31 protein-coding genes and 1 pseudogene are annotated in these 23,975 nt (G+C 70.4%); 15 read left to right on the plus strand and 17 right to left on the minus strand.

All coding sequences use genetic code 11. The features are described from left to right. Positions 1–1,179 (minus strand): L,D-transpeptidase, encoded by a 1,179-nt coding sequence (locus tag OG738_RS08810; protein ID WP_329052742.1) that lies wholly within the window; start codon positions 1,177–1,179, stop codon positions 1–3. Between the two features lie 160 nt (positions 1,180–1,339). Next, complete coding sequence (locus OG738_RS08815; protein ID WP_329052743.1) at positions 1,340–2,395, minus strand: UDP-N-acetylmuramate dehydrogenase; 1,056 nt, start codon at positions 2,393–2,395, stop codon at positions 1,340–1,342. A gap of 24 nt (positions 2,396–2,419) precedes the next feature. Here OG738_RS08815 and OG738_RS08820 point away from each other — a divergent pair, with 24 nt between their 5' ends. The 5 genes from OG738_RS08820 (at position 2,420) to purU (ending at position 5,892) form a co-directional block, all read left to right on the plus strand. After that, positions 2,420–2,926 carry a DUF2505 domain-containing protein gene (locus OG738_RS08820; protein ID WP_329052745.1) on the plus strand — a complete coding sequence of 169 codons (507 nt, stop codon included), beginning with the start codon at positions 2,420–2,422 and terminating at the stop codon, positions 2,924–2,926. Next, the gene (locus OG738_RS08825) at positions 2,905–3,705 is read left to right on the plus strand and encodes a class I SAM-dependent methyltransferase (protein ID WP_329052747.1); all 801 of its coding nucleotides are present in this window, start codon (positions 2,905–2,907) and stop codon (positions 3,703–3,705) included. Before OG738_RS08820 ends, OG738_RS08825 begins: the two co-directional genes overlap by 22 nt. 63 nt (positions 3,706–3,768) lie before the next feature. Continuing rightward, positions 3,769–4,476 (plus strand): DedA family protein, encoded by a 708-nt coding sequence (locus OG738_RS08830; protein WP_329052748.1) that lies wholly within the window; start codon positions 3,769–3,771, stop codon positions 4,474–4,476. Next, positions 4,367–5,002 carry a maleylpyruvate isomerase family mycothiol-dependent enzyme gene (locus tag OG738_RS08835; protein WP_329052749.1) on the plus strand — a complete coding sequence of 212 codons (636 nt, stop codon included), beginning with the start codon at positions 4,367–4,369 and terminating at the stop codon, positions 5,000–5,002. Before OG738_RS08830 ends, OG738_RS08835 begins: the two co-directional genes overlap by 110 nt. Positions 5,003–5,025: 23 nt before the next feature. Then, positions 5,026–5,892 carry a formyltetrahydrofolate deformylase gene (gene purU, locus OG738_RS08840; RefSeq protein WP_329052750.1) on the plus strand — a complete coding sequence of 289 codons (867 nt, stop codon included), beginning with the start codon at positions 5,026–5,028 and terminating at the stop codon, positions 5,890–5,892. Between the two features lie 20 nt (positions 5,893–5,912). On the opposite strand, the gene OG738_RS08845 is transcribed toward purU, so the two are convergent. Continuing rightward, on the minus strand, positions 5,913–6,962 hold the full coding sequence (locus OG738_RS08845) for an NAD(P)-dependent alcohol dehydrogenase (RefSeq protein ID WP_329052751.1): 1,050 nt from the start codon (positions 6,960–6,962) through the stop codon (positions 5,913–5,915). Between the two features lie 91 nt (positions 6,963–7,053). Here OG738_RS08845 and OG738_RS08850 point away from each other — a divergent pair, with 91 nt between their 5' ends. After that, positions 7,054–7,665, plus strand: a complete 612-nt coding sequence (locus OG738_RS08850; RefSeq protein ID WP_329052753.1) for a TetR/AcrR family transcriptional regulator — start codon at positions 7,054–7,056, stop codon at positions 7,663–7,665. An 85-nt stretch (positions 7,666–7,750) separates the two neighbouring features. Here the strand turns inward: OG738_RS08850 and OG738_RS08855 are convergent, their stop codons facing one another. Next, on the minus strand, positions 7,751–8,083 hold the full coding sequence (locus tag OG738_RS08855) for an ArsR/SmtB family transcription factor (RefSeq protein ID WP_329052755.1): 333 nt from the start codon (positions 8,081–8,083) through the stop codon (positions 7,751–7,753). A 70-nt stretch (positions 8,084–8,153) separates the two neighbouring features. On the opposite strand from OG738_RS08855, the gene OG738_RS08860 reads away from it, so the two are divergent. Further along, entirely contained in the window at positions 8,154–8,783 is a 630-nt protein-coding gene (locus tag OG738_RS08860; protein ID WP_329052756.1) for a haloacid dehalogenase type II, read from the plus strand. Here OG738_RS08860 and OG738_RS08865 read toward each other — a convergent pair. After that, complete coding sequence (locus OG738_RS08865; RefSeq protein WP_329052758.1) at positions 8,780–9,796, minus strand: NADP-dependent oxidoreductase; 1,017 nt, start codon at positions 9,794–9,796, stop codon at positions 8,780–8,782. The two genes, OG738_RS08860 and OG738_RS08865, sit on opposite strands and share 4 nt — an antisense overlap. 149 nt (positions 9,797–9,945) lie before the next feature. Continuing rightward, on the minus strand, positions 9,946–10,380 hold the full coding sequence (locus tag OG738_RS08870; protein WP_329052760.1) for an SRPBCC family protein: 435 nt from the start codon (positions 10,378–10,380) through the stop codon (positions 9,946–9,948). 186 nt (positions 10,381–10,566) lie between these two features. On the opposite strand from OG738_RS08870, the gene OG738_RS08875 reads away from it, so the two are divergent. Together OG738_RS08875 and OG738_RS08880 are read left to right on the plus strand one after the other, a co-directional pair. Continuing rightward, complete coding sequence (locus OG738_RS08875; protein ID WP_329052761.1) at positions 10,567–11,049, plus strand: MarR family transcriptional regulator; 483 nt, start codon at positions 10,567–10,569, stop codon at positions 11,047–11,049. 41 nt (positions 11,050–11,090) lie between these two features. Continuing rightward, a complete protein-coding gene (locus OG738_RS08880; protein ID WP_329052763.1) occupies positions 11,091–11,867 on the plus strand; it encodes a class I SAM-dependent methyltransferase in 777 nt (258 codons plus the stop codon). On the opposite strand, the gene OG738_RS08885 is transcribed toward OG738_RS08880, so the two are convergent. Next, positions 11,864–12,784, minus strand: coding sequence for an ABC transporter substrate-binding protein (locus OG738_RS08885; RefSeq protein ID WP_329052765.1), 921 nt, complete (start codon positions 12,782–12,784; stop codon positions 11,864–11,866). The two genes, OG738_RS08880 and OG738_RS08885, sit on opposite strands and share 4 nt — an antisense overlap. 139 nt (positions 12,785–12,923) lie before the next feature. Here OG738_RS08885 and OG738_RS08890 point away from each other — a divergent pair, with 139 nt between their 5' ends. From OG738_RS08890 to OG738_RS08905, 4 genes are read left to right on the plus strand one after another with little or no spacing between them, the layout of a single operon-like run. Next, positions 12,924–13,622: an ABC transporter permease gene (locus OG738_RS08890; protein ID WP_329052766.1), complete on the plus strand. Its 699-nt coding sequence runs from the start codon at positions 12,924–12,926 to the stop codon at positions 13,620–13,622. Continuing rightward, positions 13,619–14,332, plus strand: a complete 714-nt coding sequence (locus tag OG738_RS08895; RefSeq protein WP_329052767.1) for an ABC transporter permease — start codon at positions 13,619–13,621, stop codon at positions 14,330–14,332. Before OG738_RS08890 ends, OG738_RS08895 begins: the two co-directional genes overlap by 4 nt. A gap of 38 nt (positions 14,333–14,370) precedes the next feature. Further along, entirely contained in the window at positions 14,371–15,207 is an 837-nt protein-coding gene (locus tag OG738_RS08900; protein ID WP_329052768.1) for a helix-turn-helix domain-containing protein, read from the plus strand. Positions 15,208–15,223: 16 nt separating this feature from the next. After that, positions 15,224–15,403 (plus strand): DUF397 domain-containing protein, encoded by a 180-nt coding sequence (locus OG738_RS08905; RefSeq protein ID WP_329052769.1) that lies wholly within the window; start codon positions 15,224–15,226, stop codon positions 15,401–15,403. Here the strand turns inward: OG738_RS08905 and OG738_RS08910 are convergent. Then, a complete protein-coding gene (locus OG738_RS08910; protein ID WP_329052771.1) occupies positions 15,400–15,522 on the minus strand; it encodes a hypothetical protein in 123 nt (40 codons plus the stop codon). The two genes, OG738_RS08905 and OG738_RS08910, sit on opposite strands and share 4 nt — an antisense overlap. Before the next feature lie 152 nt (positions 15,523–15,674). On the opposite strand from OG738_RS08910, the gene OG738_RS08915 reads away from it, so the two are divergent. After that, positions 15,675–16,607: a GNAT family N-acetyltransferase gene (locus tag OG738_RS08915; RefSeq protein ID WP_329052773.1), complete on the plus strand. Its 933-nt coding sequence runs from the start codon at positions 15,675–15,677 to the stop codon at positions 16,605–16,607. 196 nt (positions 16,608–16,803) lie between these two features. Here OG738_RS08915 and OG738_RS08920 read toward each other — a convergent pair whose 3' ends face one another. The 6 genes from OG738_RS08920 to OG738_RS08945 form a co-directional block, all read right to left on the minus strand. Further along, on the minus strand, positions 16,804–18,246 hold the full coding sequence (locus OG738_RS08920) for an aromatic amino acid lyase (RefSeq protein ID WP_329052774.1): 1,443 nt from the start codon (positions 18,244–18,246) through the stop codon (positions 16,804–16,806). Next, complete coding sequence (locus OG738_RS08925) at positions 18,243–19,250, minus strand: ornithine cyclodeaminase family protein (RefSeq protein WP_329052776.1); 1,008 nt, start codon at positions 19,248–19,250, stop codon at positions 18,243–18,245. The genes OG738_RS08920 and OG738_RS08925 overlap by 4 nt, the downstream gene beginning before the upstream one ends. Then, positions 19,247–19,789 (minus strand): YbaK/EbsC family protein, encoded by a 543-nt coding sequence (locus OG738_RS08930; protein ID WP_329052777.1) that lies wholly within the window; start codon positions 19,787–19,789, stop codon positions 19,247–19,249. Before OG738_RS08930 ends, OG738_RS08925 begins: the two co-directional genes overlap by 4 nt. Before the next feature lie 13 nt (positions 19,790–19,802). Next, on the minus strand, positions 19,803–20,096 hold the full coding sequence (locus OG738_RS08935) for a DUF2516 family protein (RefSeq protein ID WP_329052779.1): 294 nt from the start codon (positions 20,094–20,096) through the stop codon (positions 19,803–19,805). 84 nt (positions 20,097–20,180) lie between these two features. Continuing rightward, positions 20,181–20,873 (minus strand): hypothetical protein, encoded by a 693-nt coding sequence (locus OG738_RS08940; RefSeq protein WP_329052780.1) that lies wholly within the window; start codon positions 20,871–20,873, stop codon positions 20,181–20,183. Then, entirely contained in the window at positions 20,870–21,304 is a 435-nt protein-coding gene (locus tag OG738_RS08945) for a helix-turn-helix domain-containing protein (protein WP_442875933.1), read from the minus strand. The genes OG738_RS08940 and OG738_RS08945 overlap by 4 nt, the downstream gene beginning before the upstream one ends. A 151-nt stretch (positions 21,305–21,455) precedes the next feature. On the opposite strand from OG738_RS08945, the pseudogene OG738_RS08950 reads away from it, so the two are divergent. Further along, positions 21,456–22,628 (plus strand): annotated as a pseudogene (locus OG738_RS08950) (methyltransferase domain-containing protein). Here the strand turns inward: OG738_RS08950 and OG738_RS08955 are convergent. The 3 genes from OG738_RS08955 to OG738_RS08965 are packed head-to-tail and all read right to left on the minus strand — an operon-like array spanning position 22,577 to position 23,937. Then, complete coding sequence (locus OG738_RS08955; protein ID WP_329052783.1) at positions 22,577–23,236, minus strand: AAA family ATPase; 660 nt, start codon at positions 23,234–23,236, stop codon at positions 22,577–22,579. The pseudogene OG738_RS08950 and the gene OG738_RS08955 overlap by 52 nt on opposite strands. 1 nt (position 23,237) lies before the next feature. Next, positions 23,238–23,561: a zf-TFIIB domain-containing protein gene (locus OG738_RS08960; RefSeq protein ID WP_329052785.1), complete on the minus strand. Its 324-nt coding sequence runs from the start codon at positions 23,559–23,561 to the stop codon at positions 23,238–23,240. A gap of 7 nt (positions 23,562–23,568) precedes the next feature. Further along, entirely contained in the window at positions 23,569–23,937 is a 369-nt protein-coding gene (locus tag OG738_RS08965; protein ID WP_329052786.1) for a VOC family protein, read from the minus strand. Positions 23,938–23,975 lie beyond the last annotated feature (38 nt).

The following is a 23,975-nucleotide window of genomic DNA, read 5'->3' on the forward strand; positions in this document are numbered from 1 at the left end:
TTACTTCGCACCCAGCGCTTTCCAGGCCGACCAGCTGTAGTTCCAGTCCTTGACGTCCGAGGCCATCGGCGGGCTCAGCTGGGACCCGGTGATCTCGACCGGGTCGCCGATCAGCGCGGAGTCGAAGTAGTCCTTGGCGTCGGCCTCGAGGAGGTTGACGCAGCCGTGGGAGTTGTTGTTCTTCCCGATGTTGGCCGCATTGTCCTGGTTCTCGTGGATGTACTCGCCGTGGTTGGAGAACCGGCAGGCCCACTTCTTGTTGACGTTCGTGTAGCCGTAGCGGGCGTTGTCGAAGACGGCGGTCGGCTCCCGGGTCATGATGATGTAGGTGCCGTTGGGGGTGTTGCGGTCGACCTCGGCGTCCAGGCCGTTCGCGCACGGGTAGCTCTTGTACTGCGCGCCGTTGCGGTAGACGCGCATCTGGTGGTCCGGGGTGTTGACCTTGACCACCTGGTTGCGGCCGATCTTGAACTTCGTGGTGACGTCGGCCTTGCCGTACGCGCCACCGCCCAGCTCGACGCCGTACAGCTTCGCCTCGACGCTCACGGTGATGTTCTGCGGCCAGTACTCCTTCGGCCGGTAGTCGACCTGGCTGTCGGACAGCCAGCCCCAGGCGCCTTCGACGTCCTTGTCCGTCTTCACGGACAGGGCCTTCTCGACGGCCGCGCGGTCCTTGACCGGCGAAGCGAACTTGACGCTGATCGGCATGGCCACGCCGACCTGCTGGTTGTCGGCCGGGTTGAGCGTGGCGCGGACCTGCTTGGCCGGGGAAATCGTCGTGAACGTGCCGGCGAGCTCGACCGGCTTGCCGTCGGTGCCGGTGGCCTTGGCCGCGTAGGTGTAGGTCTTGCCGTAGCCGAGCGGCTCGGAGCTGGTCCAGGTGAGCCCGTCCGGCGCGGTGTCGCCCTTGACGGCCTTGCCGCCGTCGGCGGTCACCTTGCACTCGGTGAGCTTGCCCTCGGCGACCTTCACCACGACGGGCTTGAGGACCGGGGCATCCTTGGCGTTGACCGCGGGCTCGGCCGTGATCTTCGCCACGGGCTGGGCACCGCCCTCGCCGTCGGAGTTCGCCGCGCCGGCGGGGAACGCGGTGCCGTCGTTCGTGCTCGAACACGCCGCGGCGACCAGGGCGGCCCCCGCCGCCAGAGCGGCCTTGAAGACCGTACGCCGTTCGATCACCCAAACCTCCTGTGTGTCCCCCACCGACCAGCGGGTCCACGCCCTTGGCGCTGGTCGCCCGTTCGACGTTACCTCCCGGCAGGCGCAGACCAGCCGATCAGGTGGATCACGCCTTTGTCGACAAAGACGTCCTACACACGTCCAGGTTGCCCGGTTCGGCTCAAATGACGCAATTGATCAAGAGCGGTTCGGGGTGCAGTTCAACACCGAACCGCTCGTGGACGCCGTCGCGGACCTCGCGGGCCAGGGCCAGCAGGTCGTCCGTCGTCGCGTCGCCGCGGTTGGTCAGCGCCAGGGTGTGCTTCGTCGACAGCGAGACGCGGTTCCCCGGCCCGGGGTAACCCTTGGCGAAGCCCGCGCGCTCGATCAGCCAGGCCGCCGACAGCTTGACGCCGCCCTCGGCCGGGTACTGCGGGACCTCCGAGCCGACGCTCTCGGTGATGCGCTGCAGGACCGCTTCCGCCTCGGCCGACGGGACGATCGGGTTGGTGAAGAACGAGCCCGCGCTCCACGTGTCGTGGTCGTCCGCGTCGAGCACCATGCCCTTGCCGCGACGCAGCTTGAGCACGGCTTCGCGCGCTTCGGCCGCCGGGACGCGGGCGCCGATCTCGACGCCGAGGGTGCGCGCCAGCTCGGCGTAGCGGATGGGCGCGGAGAGGCCGTCCTCGCGGATTTCGAAGCGGACCGAAAGGACGACGCCGGAGTCGGTGCCCTTGAGGACGCTCGTGCGGTAGGCGAAGCCGAGGTCGTCCGCCTTGAGCGTGCGCACTTCGCGCGTCCGGCGGTCGTACAGCTCCACCGAGACGATCGACTCGGCGACTTCGCAGCCGTACGCGCCGACGTTCTGGATCGGCGTCGCGCCGACGCTGCCCGGGATGCCCGACAGGCATTCGAGCCCGCCCAGGCCCGCTTCGACGAGCCCGGCGACGAAGGCGTCCCAGTTCTGGCCGGCCTCGACGTCGATGACGGCCCCGTCGCGCCGCCAGCCGGTGTTCGCCACCTCGATCAGCGTGCCGTCGAACCCCGCGTCGCCGACCACCAGGTTGGAGCCGCCGCCGAGCAGCAGCACCGGCTCGCCGGCCGCGTCGGCCTCGCGGACCGCCGCGACGAGGTCTTCGCTGGTCACGGCGCTGACGAAGTGGCGGGCCGGACCGCCGAGGCGCAGCGTGGTGTACGCGGAGAGCTTCGGAAGAGCGGGAGTTCGGGCGGTGTTCACGGCTCTGACGGTACTGTCCGGCTCATGGGATCCCGGATCGAGCACCGCGCTGAGTTCTCCGCCGACGTGGCCGCGACGTACGCGGCGGTCGCCGGCGAAGACATGCTGCGGGCTCGGCTCGAGCAGCTCGGCGGGCACGGCGCGGCGCTGCTGTCGTACGAGGTCTCCGGCACGGACCTGCGGTACGAGCTGCGGCAGGGCATCAGCGCGGACAAGCTGCCGCAGGCGGTGCGGACACTGCACAGGGGCGACCTGGTGGTGACCCGCACCCAGGCCTGGCGGGTGAGCAACGACGGCACCGGCCGCCAGGGCAACGCGACGGTCGCGGTCGGCGGCGTCCCGGGCGAGATCACCGCGCGGACGGCGTTGCTGGCCAACGGCGACAAGACCGTCATGCGGACGAGCGGCGAGGTGACGGTCCGGATCCCGCTGGTCGGCGGGAAGCTGGAGAGCGTGATCGCCGAGCAGGTCACGAAGCTGCTGGAGCGCGAAGCCGAATTCACGGCGAAGTGGCTCGCCGACGCGAACTGAGCCCGGTCGGCGCGCCGACCCGCGGTACGACCAACCCGAACCGCCTCCGCCGCGTCGACCGGTGGATCACGTACGCGCCCGCAACGACCCGCCTGCTCAGCACGGCTGCCTCGCCGTTGGTCGTGGACCTCGGTTACGGCGCTTCCCCGGTGACGACCGTCGAGCTGGCGCGGTGGCTGCGCCGGGTCCGGCCGGACGTCCGGGTGCTGGGCCTGGAGCTCGACCCCGTGCGGGTCGCCATTGCGCAGCCGGCCGCCGCCCCGCCGTTCCTGGACTTCCGGCGCGGCGGGTTCGAGCTGGCCGGGACACGGCCCGTGCTGGTGCGCGCGTTCAACGTCCTGCGGCAGTACGCGGAGGACGAAGTCGCGGGCGCGTGGAGGCTGGTGCTGGACTCGATGGCTCCGGGTGGCCTGCTGGTCGAGGGCACGTGCGACGAGATCGGCCGGCTGTCGACGTGGGCGCTGGTTTCGGCCGCCGGGCCGGTTTCGCTGACGCTGTCGATGCGGCTGGCGGGCCTCGACAGGCCGTCGACGATCGCCGAACGGCTGCCGAAGGCGCTGATCCACCGGAACGTCCCGGGTGAGCGCGTCCACGCGCTGCTTTCTTCTCTCGACGCGTGCTGGGCGACGGCCGCGCCGCACCAGGCGTTCGGGGTTCGCTCGCGCTGGCTGGAGACGGTCCGGCTGCTGGTTTCCCGGGGCTGGCCGGTGGCGGAACCGCCGTCACGCGTCCGGCTCGGCGAGCTGACCGTGCCGTGGGCCGCGGTCGCCCCCGCCTGAACGTTCATCGGGCCACCCCCGCTCCGTCACCCCGAAGTGACCTGCGGTGATCACCATTGACCCGTGGAGTTCCTGGGGCAGATCACCGACCTGCTGCGCGACGCCCTCGGCTCGCCGTGGCTGTGGGTGCTGGTGTTCGCCGTGTCCGGGTTGGACGCGCTCCTGCCGTTCATGCCCAGCGAGACGACCGTCGTGACGGTGGCCGTCCTGCTCGGTCCCGACCCGGCGAACCTCGCCCTGCTGGCCGCGGTCGCCGCCGGGGGCGCGTGGACCGGTGACTGCCTCGGGTACGCCGTCGGCCGGGTCGCCGGGCCGCGCGCGATCGCGCGGCTGCAGCGCGGCGCGGACGGGAAGCGGCGCTACGAATGGGCGCGTCACCAGGTGCGGCGCAACGGCGGCTTGCTGATCATCGCCGCGCGCTACCTGCCCGGCGGACGCGTCGCGAGCGCGCTCGCCAACGGCAGCCTCGGGTATCCCCTGCGCCGGTTCGTCCCGCTCGACCTCGCGGGCGCGGCGATCTGGGCGGGATACAGCGTGCTGATCGGCCTCGCCGGCGGCGCCGCCTTCGCCGACGAGCCGGTCAAGGGCCTGCTCCTGTCGTTCAGCCTCGGCTTGGGCCTGGTCTTCGCCATCGAGGCGGGGCGACGGCTACGGTCGGCGCATGTGGCTGCTCGAAGCGATCGACGTCCACGCGGACGGGTTGAAGCGGGCGGCGCTGACCGCCGGCCCGACGGCACCGGTGCCGAACTGTCCGAAGTGGATTGTCCATGACCTGGTGTCGCACATCGCGTTCGTGCACGGCTTCGCCGTCGGCTTGGCGGTGAACCGGCCGGTGCGCCCGGAGCCGCCCAAGGACTGGGCCGACGTCCTGGGCTGGTGGGACGGCCAGCGCCTGGCCCTGCGCGAAGCACTGGGCCGGGACCCGGGCACCCCGGCGTTTTCGCCGTACCCGGGCTTCGCCGCGACGGTCGGCGACTGGACCCGCCGGATGGCCCACGAGACGGCGATCCACCGCCTCGACGCCGAATCGGCCCTGGCCAACGCCCTGGCCAACGCTCTGCCGACGCGCTTCTCGACGCGGTTCGCGAACGACGGCGTCGACGAGTTCCTGACGTACCTCACCCCTCGCCTGGGCAAGAAGGCCGACGTCCGCGTCACGACGCCGGAGCGGACGTGGACCCTCGGCGAGCCGAAGGCCGAACTGGACGGCACCGCCGACGACGTCTACCGCGCGCTGTGGGGGCGTCCGCACCAGGCGTCCGTCAGGGGTGACCTCGCACCGCTCGCGGCGCCCTGACCAGCGCGAGGGACAATGCCCGCGTGACCGCTCCCGAACGCCGCTACGTCATCACCTTCGGCTGCCCCGACCGCACCGGCATCATCGCCCGGATCTCCGGGTTCCTCGCCGAGCACGGCGGCTGGATCGTCGAAGCGGCCTACCACACCGACCCCGACACGGGCTGGTTCTTCACCCGCCAGGTCGTCCGGGCCGACTCACTGCCGTTCGACGCCGCCGAGCTGCGCGCCCGCTTCGGCGAGGTGGCCGCGGACCTCTCGGCGGAGTCGAGCTGGCAGGTCAGCGACACCGGCGAGCGGCGCCGCGCGGTGGTGCTCGTCTCGAAGGCCGGGCACTGCCTGTACGACCTGCTCGGCCGCGTCGCGTCCGGCGAACTCGACGTCGACATCGCGGCGGTGATCGGCAACCACGAGTCGCTGGCCGACATCACCCGCGCGCACGGCATCCCGTTCCACCACGTGCCGTTCCCGGCCGGCGACAAGGCTTCGGCGTTCGAAGAGGTCCGGAAGCTGGTCGACGAGCACGAGCCGCACGCGGTGGTGCTGGCCCGGTTCATGCAGATCCTGCCCGCGGACCTGTGCCGCGACTGGGCGGGCCGCGCGATCAACATCCACCACAGCTTCCTGCCGTCGTTCATCGGCGCGAAGCCGTACCACCAGGCGCACACCCGCGGCGTGAAGCTGGTCGGCGCGACCTGCCACTACGTGACGGCGGATCTCGACGCGGGCCCGATCATCGACCAGGACGTCATCCGCGTCGACCACGGCGACTCCGTCGAGGACATGGTCCGCAAGGGCCGGGACATCGAAAAGGTCACCCTCGCCCGCGGCCTGCGCTGGCATCTGGAGAACCGGGTGCTGGTGCACGGCAACCGGACAGTGGTGTTCTGACCGGCTGCCGTGCAGTTCCGTCACGCCCCGATGGTCGAGGCGTCGATGACGAAGCGGTAGCGCACGTCGGAGTTCTCGACGCGCTCGTAGGCCTCGTTGACCTTGTCGGCCGAGATGGTCTCGATCTCGGCGCCGATGCCGTGCTCCGCGCAGAAGTCGAGCATCTCCTGGGTCTCGGCAATGCCGCCGATCATCGACCCGGCCAGCACCTTGTTGCCGCCCAGCAGCGAGAAAGCGTTGTACGACAGCGGTTCCCCTGGCGCGCCGACGTTCACCATCGCGCCGCCGACCTTCAGCAGGCTCAGGTAGGCGTCCACCGGCAGCTTGGCCGAGACGGTGTTGAGGATGACGTCGAACTTGCCCTTGAGGACGTCGAACGTCGCCTCGTCGCTGGTCGCGTAGTAGTCGGTCGCGCCGAGCTTGAGGCCGTCCTCCTGCTTCTTGAGGCTCTGGCTCAGCACGGTCAGCTCGGCGCCCATCGCGGCGGCGATCTTGACGCCCAGGTGCCCCAGCCCGCCGAGGCCGATCACGGCGACCTTCTTGCCCGGCCCGGCGCCCCAGTGGTGCAGCGGCGAGTAGGTGGTGATGCCCGCGCACAGCAGCGGCGCGGCGATGTCGAGGCTGATGCCCTCGGGAATGCGGCAGACGAAGGCGTCCTTCACGACGATCTGGTTGCTGTAGCCGCCGTAGGTGTTCTCGCCGTCGAAGCCGACGCCGTTGTACGTCTGGACGTTGCCCTTGACGCAGAACTGCTCGGTGCCGGCGAGGCAGTACTCGCACTCGCCGCAGGAGTCGACCATGCAGCCGACGCCGACGCGGTCGCCGACCTGGTACTTCGTGACGGCCGAGCCGACCGCGGCGACGACGCCGGCGATCTCGTGGCCGGGGACCATCGGGAAGATGGCCTGGCCCCAGTCTTCCTTGGCCTGGTGGATGTCGCTGTGGCAGATGCCGGCGTAGGCGATGTCGATCAAGACATCGTTGGCGCGCAGGTCGCGGCGCTCGATCGTGGTCGGTGCGAGCGGCGCACCCGGCGCCGGTGCGGCGATGGCGTGCGTGGTGGTGCTCATGGAACCCTCCAGGTTCAGGTACCGTTGGTCCTCGTAAGAGGTCTCTTACATGTCTACGTAAGAGGGGTCTTACATATTTCGATCGGGAGACGTGATCCAGGTCATGGGCGGCAAGTACCACCACGGCGACCTCCGGGCCGAGCTCGTGCGCGTCTCCCTTGTCCTGATCGCCGAGCAGGGCCTCGAAGGCTTCTCGGTCGCGAAGGTCGCGAAGCTGGCGAAGGTCAGCCCAGGAGCGCCGTACCGGCACTTCGCCGACCGCGAAAGCCTGCTGGCGGAGGTCGCCTGCCACATCGCCTGCCAGCTGGCCGACCGCGTGGGTTCCGCCGCGAGCGAGCACGACGACCCGGCGGACGCACTGGCCGCGGGCGCGGGCGCGTACACGCGCTACCTGATCGAGCGCCGCGCCGGCATGAACGTGATCTACGCCGACGGCCTCCACGGCCCGGAGCACGTCGAGCTGCTGGAGCAGACCCGCCGCCTGACGGACGAGTTCCTGATGCGCTGCCTGGCGGTCGTCCCCGACCCGGCGACGGCGCTGGAGCTGATGGAGCAGCTGTTCACCCAGGCCCACGGCTACGGCACGTTCCAGCTGGACGGGGTGTTCGTGAAGCACGGCTATTCGGTGGACCTGGTGGTGCAGAAGTCGACGGAGGCCGCGCGGATCGCGATCGCGGGCAGAACTGTCGGTGGTCCGCGCTAGCGTGGGGCCATGGGGATCATCGACGACACGATCCTGCGCGACCAGCTGTCCCTGCCGACGCCGGCCGAAGAACTCGACGCCGGTCTCAACGAGCGGGCACTGCACGAGCAGTACTGATCCCGGCGACCACGTCGAGCAAGCCCGGGAACCGCGCATCGAACTCGTCCCGGCGCAGGCGCACGAACGTGCCGTTGCCCGCGTCGCGCTGCCGGACCAGGCCGGCTTCGCGCAGCACCCGCCAGTGGTGCGTCCGGGTCGACTTGGCGATCGGCAGCGGGAACGACGAGCACGCGCGCTCGGCGCCGTCCCCGTCGACGAGTTCCAGCACCACCGCGCGGCGGTGCGGGTCGGCGAGGGCGGACAGGACGGCGCCGAGGTCGACGTCGGCCATCTCCGGGGTCGGCAGTTCACCGGGCATGCTGGGCATGGTACGACACCTGTCGTACCTTCGATGAGGTACGACGACCTTCGAACCTCCGGAGTTCCGCATGCTGTGCGTCTTCGACGTCAACGAGACCCTCCTCGACCTCGCCGCGATGGACGACCTCGTCGGCGGCCCCGAGCTGCGGCGCGAGTGGTTCGGGCTGGCCATCCACACCGTCCTGACCGTCACCGCGACCGGCGGCTACCGCGACTTCGCGGGCATCGCCGGGAACGCTGCCATCGAGGTCGCCGGGAGGCACGGCCGCGAAGTCGACCTCGCGAAGGTCGGCGAAGGACTCCGGAACCTGCCCGCGCACCCCGACGTCGAGGCGGGCCTCACCAGTCTGCGCGAAGCCGGCCACGACGTTGTCGCGCTGACGAACTCGCCGCTCGCCACCGCCGAGGCGCAGCTGCAGAACTCCGGCCTGGCCACGCTCTTCGACCGGGTCTTCTCGGCCGAGCAGGTGGGCAGGCTCAAGCCCGCACCGGAGCCGTACCGGCAGGTGCTGGCCGCCTACTCCGTCGAACCGCAGGACGCGGTGATGATCGCCGCGCACGACTGGGACGTCGCGGGCGCGCAGGCGGCCGGGCTGCGGACGGCGTTGCTCGCCCGCCCCGGCGTCCGCCCGCTGCCCGGCTCGCCCGAGCCGACGTTCACGATCTCGGCGCTGACCGAGCTCGCGGAACTTCTTTAGTCCGCGATCCGGACCAGCATCTTGCCGGTGTTGGCCCCGGACAGCAGGCCGAGGAAGGCGTCCGGCGCGTTGCGGATGCCGTCGACGAACGTCTCGGAGTACTTGATCTGCCCGGACTTCACCAGTGGCGCGATCTCGCTGACGAACTGCTGCTGCAGGTCCCAGTGGTCGATCACCAGCAGGCCGCGGATGGTGATCCGCTTGGCGATGATCTGCGCGAGGTTGCGCGGCGCCGGCGTCGGCTCGGTGGCGTTGTACTGGGAAATCATGCCGCAGACGGCGATCCGGCCGTGCAGGTTGATCGCGCTGATCGCGGCTTCGAGGTGCTCGCCGCCGACGTTGTCGAAGTAGACGTCGATCCCCTCCGGTGCAGCTTCGTGGAGCTGCGCGGCGACCGGGCCGTCCTTGTAGTTGAACGCCGCGTCGAAGCCGAGGTCCTCGACCAGGTGCCGGGCCTTCTCCGCCGACCCGGCCGAGCCGATGACGCGCTTGGCGCCCTTCAGCTTCGCGAGCTGCCCGACCAGCGAACCGACCGCGCCGGCCGCGCCGGAGACGAACACCGTGTCGCCCGGCTTGAACTCGGCCGATTCCAGCAGGCCCGCGTAGGCGGTCAGGCCCGGCATGCCCAGCACGCCGAGGTACGTCGACAGCGGGGCCGCGGAAGCGTCCACCTTGACGTAGCGCTTCGCGTCGAGGACGGCGTGGGTGCGCCAGCCGGCCTGGTGCAGCACGTGGTCACCCGGCTTGACGTCGTCGACGTTCGACTCGACGACCTCGCCGACCGCCCCGCCGGACATGACCTCGCCGACCTCGAACGGCGGCGCGTACGACTTGACGTCGCGCATGCGCCCGCGCATCGCGGGGTCGACGCTCATGATCAGGTTGCGCACCAGGATCTGCCCCTCGCCGGGGGCCGGGATCTCGGTGTCGACGACGTCGAAGTTGTCGTGCGTCGGAACACCTTCCGGACGCGACGCCAGCCGGATTTCGGTCGCCTGAGTGGGTGCGTTCACCGTCGAACTCCTCAAATCTCGAAGCGGGGCAGGCGCCCCGGATGCCACCCGGTGCAACCGGCTAACCGGGGCGCACATTCCGATCGTGACTCGTCACACCCAACCTTCTTCCCCGCCGCCACCCTCAGCGGAGGCGCTCCGCGCCGCTGTCACACTATCTCGCCAAGCTTCCCTAACACGCCGTCGTAGATCTTCTTGAGCCCGCCCGGCGCGAAGGTCTTCTCGAAGAAGCCGCCGATGCCACCGGCGCCCTCCCACGACGTCTCGATCCGGACGACGCTCTTCTCTCCGGCCTCGGTGACCGTCCACGTGGTGACCATGCTGGAGTTCGCGTCGGTCTCGACCAGCGTTCCGGGCCGAGGCTCGGTGACCGTGGCCTTGACGTCGCGGACGCGCTTGGACGTCGCCTGCAGCTTCCAGCCGGCCTTGGTCCCGGCGCCGACGCCGCCCTCGGTCACCTCGTAGTCGCGGTAGTGCTCGGTGAGCAGCTTCGGGCGCGTTTCGGCGTAGTCGGCGACGAGCGCGCGGACCTTGTCGGCCGGGGCGTCGATGGTGCGCTCCGCGGTGGCCGTGACCTTTCCCATTTCGCTCCTTCTCCTTCGGGTGTCGAGTGTGGTCCACGATTCCACCACCGGCCGGGACGTCGCCCACCGCGTTACTGATCCGGCCGGAAGCAGGCCGTCCCCCGAGCCGCACGCAACGTTGCCACGAAAGCTGTCGGCCGTGACTGCGGTCGGGTCAGTAACGAACCGCACAGTAGGCTGACGCTCATGAGGCCCACCTCGGAGGCCGTCGGCCGGCGGCGCGCGACCGTGGCGCTCAAGGAGTCGCTGCGGGACCTGCGCAACCAGCTTTCCCTGCTGAACCACCAGGTCAGCGCCCACCTCGCGCTCAACGACGTCGACCTGGACTGCCTCGAGCTGATCGCCCGGCACGGGCCGGTGAGCCCGAGCGCGCTGGCCCGCCGCGCCGGGCTGCACCCGGCGACGATGACGGGGATCCTCGACCGCCTCCAGAAGGGCGGCTGGATCGTCCGCGAACGCGACCCCGACGCCGCCGACCGCCGCGCGGTCGAGGTGCGCGCGGTCCGCGGCCGCAACGCCGAGCTGTTCCGGCTGTACGCGGGGATGAACACGGCGATGGACGACCTCTGCGCCGGCTACAGCGAGGAGGAGCTGGCGCTGATCGCCGGTTTCCTTCGCCGCGCGACGTCGGCGGGCAACGCGGCGACGGGTGATCTGGCCAACAGCTGACCAGCGGCTTTTGGGTACTCCAGTGTGCTGTACTCCAGACCATGTGGCAGTCGGGTGACGCTTACGAGGCCTACATCGGACGGTGGAGCCGCCGGATCGCGGAGACGTTCGTGCGGCAGCTCGACGTCCCGGCGGCCCGCCGCTGGCTCGACGTCGGCTGCGGCACCGGCGCGCTGACGTCGGCGGTGCTGACCGCGGCCGATCCCGCCGAGGTCGTCGGCGTCGACCCGTCCGAAGGGTTCCTGAAGACGGCGCGCGCCGGCGTGACCGATCGGCGGGCGTCGTTCTCGGTCGCCGACGCCCGCGACCTCCCCTTCCCGGACGATCGGTTCGACGTCGTGGTGTCGGGGCTGGTGCTGAACTTCGTCCCCGACCCGGCGGCGGCCGCCGCGGAGATCGCCCGCGTGACGGCCCCGGGCGGCCTGGCTGCGGCGTACCTGTGGGACCTCGCGGAGGGCATGGAGCTGATCCGGCTGTTCTGGGACACCGCGACCGAGCTGGACCCGGGGGTCGCGGAGCTGCACGAAGGCCGCCAGTTCCCGCTGTGCCGTCCGGAGCCCTTCGGCCGGTTGTGGACCGAAGCGGGCCTGCAGGCGGTTTCGGTGGGGGAAATCAAGATCCCGACCGTGTTCCGCGACTTCGACGACTACTGGACGCCGTTCCTCGGCGCCCAAGGCCCGGCCCCGGCGTACCTCGCGACGCTCCGCGAGGCCCGCCGGGCCCAGATCCGTGAACTCCTGCGCAGCCGCCTGCCGACGAACCCGGACGGCTCGATCCCGCTTTCGGCCCGCGCCTGGGTCGTGCGTGGGACGGCTTAGAGACCCGCCTGCGACAGCCAGTCCTTCGCGACGTCGGCCGCCTTCTCACCGTCCGAGTCGACGCGCTTGTTCAGGTCGCGCATCACGTCGGTCGTCAGCTTCGCGCTCACCGCGTTGACCGCGTTCGCGAAGTCGGCGCCGCGCTCGTCGAGCACCTTCTTGTTCACCGCCGGCACGACGTTCTCGGTCGGGACGATGTTCAGGTCGTCCTTGAGCACGGTGTAGTTCGAGTCGCCGGTCAGCGGGCTGACCGAGTCGACCGGGATCACCGTGACGGCACCCGACTTCAGCTGCTCGACCCGCGGCCCGGCTTCCTGGATGGTCTGGAAGGTCGCGTTCGTCAGCTTGTAGACGTCGGTGAAGCCCTTGAAGCACGGAAGGCGCTTCTCGCACTCCGGCGGCCCTGCCATGACGACCTTGTCGAGCTTCTTCAGGTCGCTGATCGACGCGATGCCCTTGGACTTCGCCAGGTCCGACTTGATGATGTAGGTGTTCTTGTCTTCGGCCGCGGCGTAGTTCAGCAACGAGACGCCGCTGGGCTCGAACAGCTTGGCCAGCTGGTCGTGCTCCTCCTGCGCGGTCTTGCCCGCTTCCTTGCCGAAGCCGGTGGTGATCGCCGCGCCCTGGTACTCCGGGATGAACTGCAGCTCACCGGACTTGAGCGACGGGTAGATCAGCTCCCGCGACCCCAGGTTCAGCTTGCGCGTCACCGGGTAGCCCTTGCCCTCCAGCGCCTGCGCGTAGATCTCGGCGAGGATCTGGCTGTCGGTGAAGTTGAAGGACGCGACGACGATCGGCGCGCCACCCTTGCTCTGCGCGGCGGGCTTGTCACCGCTGCCGCTGCCACCGCAGGCGGCCAAGCCGAGCGTCGCCGCGAGGGCCACCGCCACCACGGACGCGTTCCGGAACCAGCGCACGAATCCCCACTCCTTCGTCACTCGAACAGACGAAAGGACCCTAGCCCCGCCCGCCGACAAGCGCCCACATATTGGGAGAAAATCGCTCAAATTCCCAGCCTTCGGAATCGGAACGCCCCGAACGGGGTAGGGTCGCCGAGTGCACGTGACCGCGGTGACGCCGCTGGCCGCCGACAGCGGGCCCCCGATCTTCCAGTGGAAGTGGGTGGACCGCAACGCGGACGACATCGTCCAGCGGCTCGGCGAACACATCTCGCTGACCGCCGCCGCGCTCGGCGTCGGGCTGGTCGTCTCGATCGCACTCGCCGTGTTCTCGCTGCGGTTCCGCTGGTCGTACGGTTTCATCCTCAGCGCGGCCGGCGCGCTCTACGTGATCCCGAGCCTCGGCGCGTTCGCCCTGCTGGTGCCGTTCTTCGGGCTGACGTTCCTCACCGCGATGATCCCGCTCGCGACGTACACGCTGCTGATCCTGGTCCGCAACATCGTCACGGGCGTCGACCAGGTGCCGAACGAGGTCCGCGAAGCCGCGATCGGCATGGGCTACACGCGCGGCAAGCTGCTCTGGCAGATCGAGCTGCCGCTCGCGCTGCCGGTGGTGATCGCCGGGCTGCGCGTCGCCGCGGTGACGACGATCGGCCTGGTCACGGTGACGTCGATGCTCGGCCTCGGCGGCCTCGGCTACTTCATCCGCGCGGGCATCCAGACGGCGACGCCCAACCCGACCGAGATCCTCGTCGGCGTGGTGCTGTCGGTGGTCCTGGCGGTGGTCGTGGACCTGGTGCTGTGGCTCAGCGAGCGCCTGCTGGCGCCGTGGTCGCGGAAGGTGCGGACGCGATGAGCTTCTTCGACCAGCTGAACGCGTGGCTCGCGGACCCGAACCGCTGGAGCTGGACCGACAAGGCCGGCATCCCGTACCGGACGCTGGAGCACCTGCGGTTTTCCCTGCTGGCGCTGGTGATCGCGGCCGTGCTGACGATCCCGGCCGCGTTGTGGCTCGCCCACTACCGGCGCGGCGCGTTCCTCGCGAGCAGCGCGGTGAACATCGGCCGCGCGATCCCCAGCTTCGGCCTGATCATCCTGTTCTGGTTCCTGGCGAGCCGCTGGGAGCTGGACACGACGTTCTGGCCGTTGCTGCTGGCCCTCGTCGCGCTGGCGATGCCGCCGCTGTTCACCAACACGTACGCGGGCGTGGTGTCACTGGAGCAGGAGACGGTCGACGCGGCCCGCGGAACGGGCTATCGCGAGGGGCAGATCATGCTCCGGCTCGAACTCCCGCTGGCGTCCCCGGTGATCCTCGCGGGCGCTCGGGTGTCGTTCCTCCAGCTGATCGCCACGGTCGCGATCGGCGCGATCGTCAACGACGGCGGCGGCCTCGGCCGCTACATCGTCGACGGCTTCGCGCTCGGCGCGTCGGGCTACGGTGAGATCTTCGCGGGCGGCCTGGCCGCGGTGGTACTGGCGTTGGTGTGCGACGGACTGTTCGCCCTGATCACCCGTTTGGCCACACCTCGAGGTCTGGCCCTGCAGAACGCCCGCCGCGAGTCGTAGGAATCTCACCGTGCGCAGTCACACCTTACGATCCGTGCATGGACCGGCCGAAGCCCAACGCCCGCAAGCGCCTGCTCGCGAACAAGCTCAGACGACTGCGTGAGGACGCGGGACTCACCCAGGTCGAAGCCGGCGAGCCCATGCGGTTCAACAAGAACAAGATGAGCCGCATCGAGCTGGGTCACTTGCCGGACTACAACGGCTTCCTGGCCCTGCTCGACCGCTACGGCGTGATCGTGTCGGACTACGACGACTGGGTCCGCCAGTACGACCGCGCCTGGGAGAAGGGTTGGTGGCACGCCTACGGCCTCAACGACATGGGCTATGTCCCTTTGGAGGCCGACGCCGACGAGGTCCGCGAGTACCAGCTTGGCTTCGTACCCGGGCTGCTGCAGACCGAAGCCGGGATGCGCGCCGCGTTCGCCGGTGCGCGGGACCCGTTGTCTGGCCGCCGGTTGGAGACCGAGATCGCGGTCCGCCTGCGTCGCCAGGCCAGGCTGACCGAGGACCCGCCGCTGAAGTACCACGCCATCATCGACGAATCCGTCCTCCGGCGCCCCGATCTCCTTCCGGACGACCAGTGCGCGCAGCTCGAGCACATCGTCGAGCGTGCGGGACTGCCCAACGTCACGGTGCAGGTCGTGCCCATCAACCACGGCATCCACTCCGGGCGGAACGGCAGCTTCATTGTCCTCAGCTATCCGCGCCTCGCCGAACCGGACATCGCCTACATCGAGCACGGCTTCGGCTCGCTCCAACTCGAGAAAGCCAAGGACGTCAGCACTGCTAGGCTGGCTTTCCGCCACCTCGCCGATCTCGCGTACGACGAACCGGACTCGATCCGGCTGATCCGGCAGGTGATCGCCGAGTCCTGACTCGAGGTGAACGATCGTGTCCGACCTCTGCTGGCGCAAGAGCAGCTACAGTTCCGGCGAGGGCTCGCAGGGCGCCTGCGTCGAAGTCGCCTTCACTCCCGGTTCGATCGCGGTGCGGGACTCGAAGGCCCCGGCGTCCGGCACGCTGACCGTGTCACGCGAAACCTGGCGCCACATCAGCGAAGTCACCCGCTAGTACGCGCCGACCAGGATCAGCACGCCGAGCGCGACCAGCACCACCGGGAGCACGACGGTCCTCACCGCGCGACGATCCGCGGGCGACGCCGGCCCAGGCCACGACCTGCAGCTCCGCACGGCGTCCGGCCACCGCGCCGAAGAGCAGCACGAGGTCGTCGACGTTCGGCACCGCGGCCATCGCGGCCGCGATGGTCGACCAGTCCGACGTTCCCGCCCGCACTCGGTAAAGCGCTTGGCGGATCCCGGCGCGGCAGCGGATCATCCTGCCCATGCCCGTCACGCGTCGCAGCTACACCGGACCCGGCGACCTCCGGGCGATGCAAGGCCTGGCCCAGCGGATCTGGTCGAAGTCGAGTTCGGTGCACGTCGGTGACCTCGCTTGGCAGCGGTTCCAGCACGTCGGCCGGGAAGCCGAATGGCCAACCGTGCTGTGGGAAGCGGGTGGCGAAGTCGTCGCGTGGGGCTGGGTTTCGCTACCCGGTGAACTCGGGCTGCTGGTCGATCCGGCGCGCCCCGGGCTCGCGTCCGAGGTGCTCGGCTGGTTCGAAGACACCGCCTCCGCTGCCGAGCTCACTGTCACCGTGCTCGACGCCGAGAAGCATGTCATCGCCGCATTGGAGCGAAGCGGTTACGCGCTCCAGGAGCGTTCTGCTTTCCAGTCGTATATGTCTCGCCTCCTCGTGGATCTCCCCGAGCCCGTGGTGCCCGGCGGCTTCACCGTCCGGCCGGTCGGCCCGGACGATCTCGAACGATGTGTGGCCGTGCATCGTGCGGTCTGGCACCCGTCGCGGGTGACCGGACCGAGCTACCGGAACGTCATGGCGGCCTGGCCGTACCACGCCCGCCTCGACTGGGCCGCGGAAGCACCGGACGGCCGCTTCGGCGCCCAATGCCTGATCTGGCTCGACGAGCACAATGCCGTCGCCGAGCTGGAGCCCGTCGGAACCTTGCCGGAGTTCCGTCGCACGGGCCTGGCCCGGGCGGTGTGCCTCGCCGCGCTGCGCGCGGCACACCGCGCCGGCGCTCGCGAAGCCGTCGTGTACCCGGTGATCGGTCATCCGAAATCCGCTGGTGCCCTCCCGCTGTATCGAGCCATGGGCTTCCGTCCCTATGCACGCACCCTCACCTTCACGCGGACCCGCCGTCGTATCCCTCCTTCCCCGGGGCCTGCGTCCCCGGAGGGCGCACACTCACGAACATAGCGGGGGCGGCGACGCCGCTGTCCGTTTCGACAGCGTCCGGCCGCCGGTTGTCCACATCGGGACCGGCCTGTGCACAACCCCGCGGATTTCCTTGGCACAGCACCGGAATCGTCGGTTCCGCGCGATAGAGTGGAGACGGGGGGACCCCCCGCGAGCCGAGGCGTGGACGGCCGCAATCGGGCCATTCGGCGGAAACTCAGGTCAGCGTGGCCAAGTCGGTGAAGCAAGCCGCACGACAAGCAGAGATCAACCGCGAGACCTCCGGGCCCAGCGGACGATCCTCGTCGACCGGTGGCACCACCGCCCGCACCCACTCGTAAGCCGCATCAAGGCCCGGAGCGCCATCGACGGCCAGGTACCGCGCCTGGGACCCGGTGATCAGCTCGCAGGCCGTGATCGCGAAGAGATGCGTAGCCGCCGCGCGCAACTGCTCGCCCGCCGCCCACGCAAACGCTTGCACATCTTCCTGACCTGCCGAGGTATCAAGAGAACCGAGCGTCGCGGGCGTGGCGAGCCGGCGCAACGCGTGCAGCTCGCCGACCGCTCTCTTGTGCAGCGGAACCAGCCCGGCCCGCGGCCCCGGATCGGCCGTGAGCTGGGCCGGGAGCCCGCTGAAGCGCTCGTCGAGCAGGCGGTGCGTTCGCTGCACCGAAATCTCACCGAGGTGCACCAGTGCCGCCGTCACCGCGTCCATCCGCAGGCCGAGGTCCACCGCGTGGTACGCCGTCCCCGGGATGAACGCCCCGTCGACGAACGAAGGTGAGTCGCCGGGCATCGTCTCCCATCGGCGCCGGGTCTCGCCGAGTTCGGCGGTGACGCGGGAAGCGTGCGCCAGCGCCCGTGGCGCGACCCGCACCGAGAGCGGCGCCTGCACGACACCCGGCCGCACCGGCCCCGGACCCACCAGGCCGGTCAGCGAAAGCAGCAGGTTCCGCAGGTGGTCGTCGCCGCCCGCCATGACCGGCGAGAGGACCTCACGCGGCGCGCCGAGGACGTCGATCGCCATCGCCTCGGTGAGCGTCTGCAGGTCGACGAGCTGCTGCGCTTCGGTCCGGCCACGCTGCGCGTGCATCACGGCGATCGGCGAGCCCTGAAGCAGCGACGCACCTTCCTTCGGCCCCAGCACGTAAGGCGCGACGCCTCGGCGAGCGAGCGCTTCCGAAGCCGCGACTTCGACGCCGTCTTCGAGGACGGTGCCGATGCCGAGGAACGTCTGGAACGCGTGCGCCAGCGGGATGATCTCGCCCGAGCTGCCGAGGCCGCCACGCGGCACCGCGGGCGTGAAGCCGTCGTTCAGGCGGTCCACGAGGAACTGCACCAGTTCCGGACTCACGCCGGACCACGGCTGCAGGAAGTCGCGCAGCCGCACGACGAGCAGCGCGCGGACGTCCTCCGGCGGGAGCCACGGCGGGCCGCCGACCGCACGGCCGATCAGCAGGTTGCGCTGGTGTTCCGCCTGCTGCCGCGCGTCGAGGGCGATCCCCGCGAGGCGGCCCATGCCGGTGTTGACGCCGTAGACCGGGGCGTCCCCGCCGAGCGCCGTCAAGAGCGCGTTCCGGCGCTCCCGCAGCGTCTCCACCAGCGGTTTGTCCAGAACCAACCGTTCACCGTCGGCGAACTCGCTTCCGTCGATGATCATCGGTACGGCAGCATGGTGCCGACGCCGGAAGCCTCGGCACGGGCCAGGATCATGTTCGCCACCGCGACGTCCGTTGTGGACAGTCCGCGGTGCCAGAACAGGATCCGCTCGGCGTCGTGCTCGCGGCCCGGCTTCTTCCCGGCCACGACGTCGCCGATCTCGGCGTGGACCCCGTCCGCGGTGAGGAGGCCGGCGTTGAGCTGCGGGCGCAGGGCGCCGAACCGCGGGTTGCCGGACTGCGATTCGCGCCAGTCGTCGACGACGACCTTGTCGACGTCGTCGAGCAGCGTGAGCTCGAGGGCGCTGATCGTGCCGTAGGGCACCAGGAAGGTGCCCGGCCGGAGGAACTCGCGCCGCACCAGCGGCTCGGGTTCGACCAGCCGGGAGGCCTCGACCTGGATGTCCGCGCCGTCCAGGGTCTCCTCGGCCGTGGCGCAGACGCGGACGTCCTTGCCGAGCTTCTCGGACAGCCGGCGGCCGAAGTCCTCGCGGGACTCCGGGCGCTTGCTGGTCACGCGGATCTCGGCGAAGTCGAACAACGAGTCGAGGAGGACGACGTTCCACCAGGCGGTGCCGCGAGCACCGATGTGCCCGAGCACCCGGGAGTCCGGACGCGCCAGGTACTTCGCGCCGACGGCGGTCATCGCGCCGGTGCGGGCCTCGGTGATCATCGTGCCGTCGACGATGGCTCGCGGCATGCCGGTGTCCGGGTCGAGCAGCAGGATCAACGCCATTTCCGAAGGGAGGCCCCGTTCGAAGTTCCCCACGAAGTCACCGACGACCTTGACGCCACTGACCTGCTTCGCGGACAGGTGGCCGCGGAGGATGTTGAAGTGGCCCTTGCCGCCGTTGTCCGGCACGAGGTGCGTACGCGGCTCGAACACGACCTGACCACGGCCGTGGTCGGCGAGCACGTCCTCGACCGCGCCGACGATGTCCGCGTCCGTGACGCCGAGCGAGTCGATGTCGGCGCCGGTGAGGTACCGGAGCCAGACGGACGTCACTTGGCGAGGTCCTCGATGACCTCGGCGCCGGGCAGCGAGGCCAGCGCGGTGCCGGAGATCAGCAGCTTGCTGCCGCGGATCCCGCTGCCGATGACCAGCTCGGGAGCGTCGGCGACGCGCCGGTCGATCAGGATCGGCCAGTCGGCGGGCAGGCCGACGGGCGTGATGCCGCCGTACTCCATCCCGGTCAGGGAGACGGCTTCGTCCATCGGCGCGAACGACGCCTTGCGGACGTCGAGACGGCGCTTGATCACGCCGTTGACGTCGGCGCGGGTGGTCACGAGCACGAGCGCGGCCGCGAAGCGGACTTCGCCCGCGCGCTTGCCGGCGACGACGACGCAGTTCGCGGACGCGTCGAGCGGCGAACCGTACGTCTCGCAGAAGGCGGCGGTGTCGGCCAGCGACGGGTCGATCTCCGCGACGCCGACGGCATCCGGGTCGGCGAGCGCGGCCAGGGCCTTGGCGACGGGATCGGCGAGCAGGTCGGTACGCGTGGGGGCGGGAACCGCGGTGAGGCTCCCGGCAATCGTCCAGGTCACCCTGCCAGCGTAACTACCAGTTCGAGCCGCCGCGCTGGACCTCGATCAGCTTGGGGCGGACGTCCACGATGTAGACCAGGGCCGCGGCCATGGCCGGCACCCAGAAGATCATCCCCGGGCCCATCACGCTGAACAGCGCCATCGCGAGCGTCGCGCCGCCGGTGATCAGCATCCAGACGGGCTTGGTCTTGCGGTCCGCCGCGGAATAGGCGTCGGCACGCTGAAGCAGCGCGTGCACGAAGGCGAAGAGCCCGACCAGCGCGCTGCCCCAGTGGACTACTTCGAGGATCCAGATGGCAACCAGCACAGCGACAGCTTACGGCAAACCGCCCAACCGACCCCGGCCCCGCCACCGGGGTGCGGTGGCGGGGCCGGGGTGTTCACGGCGTTTTTACTTGTCGGTCTTCGGCGCGGCCGGCTTCTTCGCGGCGGCGCTGGTGGTCGTGCCGGTGGTGGTGCGGCGGGCCGGGGTGGCCGTCTTCGGGGCCGTCTTGTTCGCGACCTTGCGGCTCGCGGAACGGGTCTCGTGGGCGACGTCGTCACCCAGCTCCTCGATGGCCTCGGCGGCCTCGCCGGCGACCTCGGTCACCTTGCGGGCGGTCTTCTCGCCGGCCGAGCGGGTGCGCTTGGTGAAGGTGCCCAGCACGCCGTCGACGCGCTCGCGGACCTCGCCTGCGACGCCCTCGACCTGGCCCTGCGCGGTGGCCATGGCCTCCTCGAGCTGCTCGATGGCCTTCTTGACCTGCGGCTGCGTGGCGAACTTGTCCCACGCCTGCTCGCCCGACTCGGCCAGCTTGTTGTACAGCTTGAGCGCGGCCTCGGTGTACTCGTCGATGACCTTGCGCAGCTCGGCCGGGTCCAGCTTCTCGCGGAGGCTCTCGACGTCGGTCGGCAGCTCCTGCAGGTTCTTGCGGGCCGCCTCGCTGCCCTTGGTCACGTTCTCCTTGGCCTTCGCCACGGCGTCGGTGACGGCCTGGCCGGCCAGGTTGCCGGCGCCGAGCGCGGCGAGCAGCGGGGTGCGGACCTGGTCGAGGGCGTTGGTCACGGCCTTCTTGACGTCTTCGGTGGTCTTCGGGGTGGTCATGCTGACTCCTTCGTGTCTGCGGCTGGAGTGCGGTCTGGGGTGTGTGTGGTGTCTGTGGTGGGAGAGGACTCGGCGGCCGGCCGTGCCGCGGCGTTCTCCCGGCGGAAGGACTCGTAGACGTCGAGCAGGACCTGCTTCTGCCGTTCGGTCAGCTCGGCGTCGGCGCGGATCGCGTCGCCCACCGGACCGCCCGTCGGCAGGTCGAGGATCCCGGCCTGCACGTACAGCGCTTCCGCCGATATGCGCAGGCCCTTGGCGATCTGCTGCAGGATCTCCGCGCTGGGCTTGCGCACCCCGCGCTCGATCTGGCTCAGGTACGGATTGGACACGCCGGCGAGCTTCGACAGCTGGCGCAACGAGATCTTCGCGGTGTTGCGCTGCTGGCGGATGTACTCGCCGATGTCGGAAGCGATGTCCGCGACCTTCTCCATGGGGCTGCCGGATCCTGGCTGCGTCCCACCGGTTTCTGCCATCCGGTCACCTCCTCGCGACCATTCCGACGGTACGCCGACGTGCTAGCTATTGCAAGCACTCTGCTTGCAACTATCGGGCGTGATCGTGCTCACCCGCTAACGTGGTCGCATGACGCGCTCGGCCCGGCTGCGGCGGCGGCTCGTCGAGCACCTGCTCGACGAGGACGTCCTGCACGCCCCGGAATGGATCGCCGCCTTCCGCACGGTTCCCCGCCACGTGTTCCTGCCCCGGTTCTTCGCGCCGGCGGGCGGGCTGTGGGCGGCGGTCGACCGGGACGACCCGGGCTGACTGGAGACCGTCTACTCGCGTGACGTGCTGGTCACGCAGCTCGACGACGACCCGGACCGCTGGGACCTCGCGCGGCGCGACGGACCGGTGGCCGGCACGCCGACGAGCTCGTCGAGCATGCCGTCGATCATGGCGATCATGCTCGAGGAGCTGCGGGTGCGGGACGGGCAGCGCGTGCTCGAGATCGGCACCGGCACCGGCTACAACGCCGCCCTGCTGAGCCACCGCTGCGGCGCCGGTCAGGTGTCCACAGTGGACATCGACCCGGTGATCGTCGACGCGGCGCGCGAACGGCTGGCCGTGGCGGGCTACCGGCCGGCGTGCGCGGTCGGCGACGGCGCGCTCGGCTTCCCGGCCGGCGTGGTGTTCGACCGGATCCTGTGCACCGCTTCGGTCTCCTCGATCCCGCTCGCGTGGCTGGCGCAGACCGCGCCCGGCGGGCTGATCGTGACGACGCTGAACCGGCCGATCGGCGCCGGGCTGGTCCGGCTCGTCGCCGGCGAGGACGGCACCGGGCAAGGCCGCGTCCTCGCCCGCGACGGCCGTTTCATGCCGCTTCGCGCGCACCGGCTGCCGGCGACCGATCCCCTGCCGATGCCGTCGCGGGACGACTGGGAGCAGACGCGGCTGCCGCTGGCCACGGTGATCCACCCGCGCCGGCAGTTCGAGTTCTTCGCCGGGCTGGAGCTGCCGGGCGTGCGAACGGTGCGCGAGCACGACGGCACGGACCCGCACGCGGCCGGCGGCCCGGGCCGGAGCGGGGTGGCACTGGTCCACCCGGACGGCTCGTGGGTCCGCCACCGCAAGCGCGGCGGCGCGGACGAGGTCGCGCAGGGCGGTCCCCGTGCACTGTGGGAGCTGGCCGAGGCGGCGTACGTCGACTGGTGCGAGCTGGGCAAGCCGGACCGTGACCGCTTCGGCGTCACGGTCACCGGAGAGCGTCAGGAGTTCTGGCTCGACACCCCGGACGGCCGCACCTGGCCCCTCGGCTGAGGCAGCCGCGCGCGGATCCACCGCTCGACGTGGTCCGCGGTCGCCTCCGCGGAGACGTCCGTCGTGTCGAAGAGCTCCATTCCCAGCTCCGGCGCCGACTTCCGGAGCCAGCCGGTGAACTCCAGCATCTCCGCGATCCGCGGCTCGTCCCACTCGCGCCACGCCGGGCGCGCCCGGAGCCGCCGGGTCAGCGACTCCGGCGTGCCCACCAGCGCCAGGTAGTGGATCTCGCTGAAGAACGCGCGTTCCGGCAACGGCTCGAACTCCGGCGGCACCACCGTTCCGCACAGGACGACCGGACGGCCGTTCTGGTGCAGCATCGCCGCCATCCGGAGCCACACCGCGCGGAACGCCGTGACGTCGTCGCGCAGGGCGCCGGTCCAGAGGATGTCCTGCTCCAGCACCACGACGTCGCCGTCGAACCGCGCGGCCAGCAGGGGGCCGAGCGTCGATTTGCCCGCGCCGCTCGGGCCCGTCAGCGCGAACAGCGGCAGCTTCCGGAACGGCCACTCGTGCCCGCACTCCCGGCACGTGAGGCCGGACTCCGCGACGACCGGGCGGTCTGCCCGGTCGCCGCACGCCGGGCAGATCCGCAGGTCGAGACCCACTTCAGTCGAAGAGGTTCTCGAGGAAGCCGCGCTTGCGGTGGCCGTGCCCGTACGGCCGCGGCGAATCCGAGTACCCGCCGCGGTAGGCCTTGGGCGAATCCGGGTAGCCGCCGCGGTAGGGGCGCGGCGAGTCGGGACGACCCCGGTAGGGCGGCGGCTGGTGGCCGTAGAACGAGCTTTCCGCGCCGGCGATCGCTTCGAGCTCACCGCGGTCCAGGAAGATCCCGCGACAGCCCTCGCACTGCTCGATGTGGACGCCGTTCTTGTCCACGGTCCGCAACTGGTTCTGACATTTAGGACAAATCACACAGCCGAGACTACGCACAAATCGGTCAGCAGGCGCAGAGGCAGAACGGGTGGCCCACCGGATCGGCGTAGACGCGGAACGTCTCCGGTGCGTCGTCCAGCAGTTTCGCGCCCAGGCCGAGCACGCGCTCGTGCGCCGCCTCCAGGTCCGTCACGTTCAGGTCCAGGTGCAGCTGCTGCGGGTGCTCCGCGGACGGCCACGACGGCGGCCGGTAGTCCGGCACGCGCTGGAACGCGATCCCCGCGCCGCCCGCGGGGTTGGCCAGCGTGACCCAGTGCCCGTCTTCGGCGACTTCGGGCGCCTCCCACTCCAGCACCGCCCGGTAGAACCCCGCCAGCGCCACCGGGTCGGGGCAGTCGAGAGCCACCACACCCAGCGTCGGTACCGCACTCATCGTCGCTCCCTTCGATCAAGAGTAACCATCAAAGGCAT

This window comes from Amycolatopsis sp. NBC_01488, assembly GCF_036227105.1.
Taxonomy (GTDB): domain Bacteria; phylum Actinomycetota; class Actinomycetes; order Mycobacteriales; family Pseudonocardiaceae; genus Amycolatopsis.

Bases quoted from the DNA above. Each gene is read 5' to 3' on its own strand.
- OG738_RS08820 (WP_329052745.1), top strand. From the start codon at position 2,420: ATGGGATCCCGGATCGAGCACCGCGCTGAGTTCTCCGCCGACGTGGCC.
- OG738_RS08895 (WP_329052767.1), top strand. From the start codon at position 13,619: ATGAGCTTCTTCGACCAGCTGAACGCGTGGCTCGCGGACCCGAACCGC.
- OG738_RS08870 (WP_329052760.1), bottom strand. From the start codon at position 10,380: ATGGGAAAGGTCACGGCCACCGCGGAGCGCACCATCGACGCCCCGGCC.
- OG738_RS08880 (WP_329052763.1), top strand. From the start codon at position 11,091: ATGTGGCAGTCGGGTGACGCTTACGAGGCCTACATCGGACGGTGGAGC.
- OG738_RS08835 (WP_329052749.1), top strand. From the start codon at position 4,367: ATGTGGCTGCTCGAAGCGATCGACGTCCACGCGGACGGGTTGAAGCGG.
- OG738_RS08965 (WP_329052786.1), bottom strand. From the start codon at position 23,937: ATGAGTGCGGTACCGACGCTGGGTGTGGTGGCTCTCGACTGCCCCGAC.
- OG738_RS08845 (WP_329052751.1), bottom strand. From the start codon at position 6,962: ATGAGCACCACCACGCACGCCATCGCCGCACCGGCGCCGGGTGCGCCG.
- OG738_RS08900 (WP_329052768.1), top strand. From the start codon at position 14,371: ATGGACCGGCCGAAGCCCAACGCCCGCAAGCGCCTGCTCGCGAACAAG.
- OG738_RS08915 (WP_329052773.1), top strand. From the start codon at position 15,675: ATGCCCGTCACGCGTCGCAGCTACACCGGACCCGGCGACCTCCGGGCG.
- OG738_RS08940 (WP_329052780.1), bottom strand. From the start codon at position 20,873: ATGACCACCCCGAAGACCACCGAAGACGTCAAGAAGGCCGTGACCAAC.
- OG738_RS08860 (WP_329052756.1), top strand. From the start codon at position 8,154: ATGCTGTGCGTCTTCGACGTCAACGAGACCCTCCTCGACCTCGCCGCG.
- OG738_RS08875 (WP_329052761.1), top strand. From the start codon at position 10,567: ATGAGGCCCACCTCGGAGGCCGTCGGCCGGCGGCGCGCGACCGTGGCG.
- OG738_RS08855 (WP_329052755.1), bottom strand. From the start codon at position 8,083: ATGCCCGGTGAACTGCCGACCCCGGAGATGGCCGACGTCGACCTCGGC.
- OG738_RS08920 (WP_329052774.1), bottom strand. From the start codon at position 18,246: ATGATCATCGACGGAAGCGAGTTCGCCGACGGTGAACGGTTGGTTCTG.
- OG738_RS08945 (WP_442875933.1), bottom strand. From the start codon at position 21,304: ATGGAGAAGGTCGCGGACATCGCTTCCGACATCGGCGAGTACATCCGC.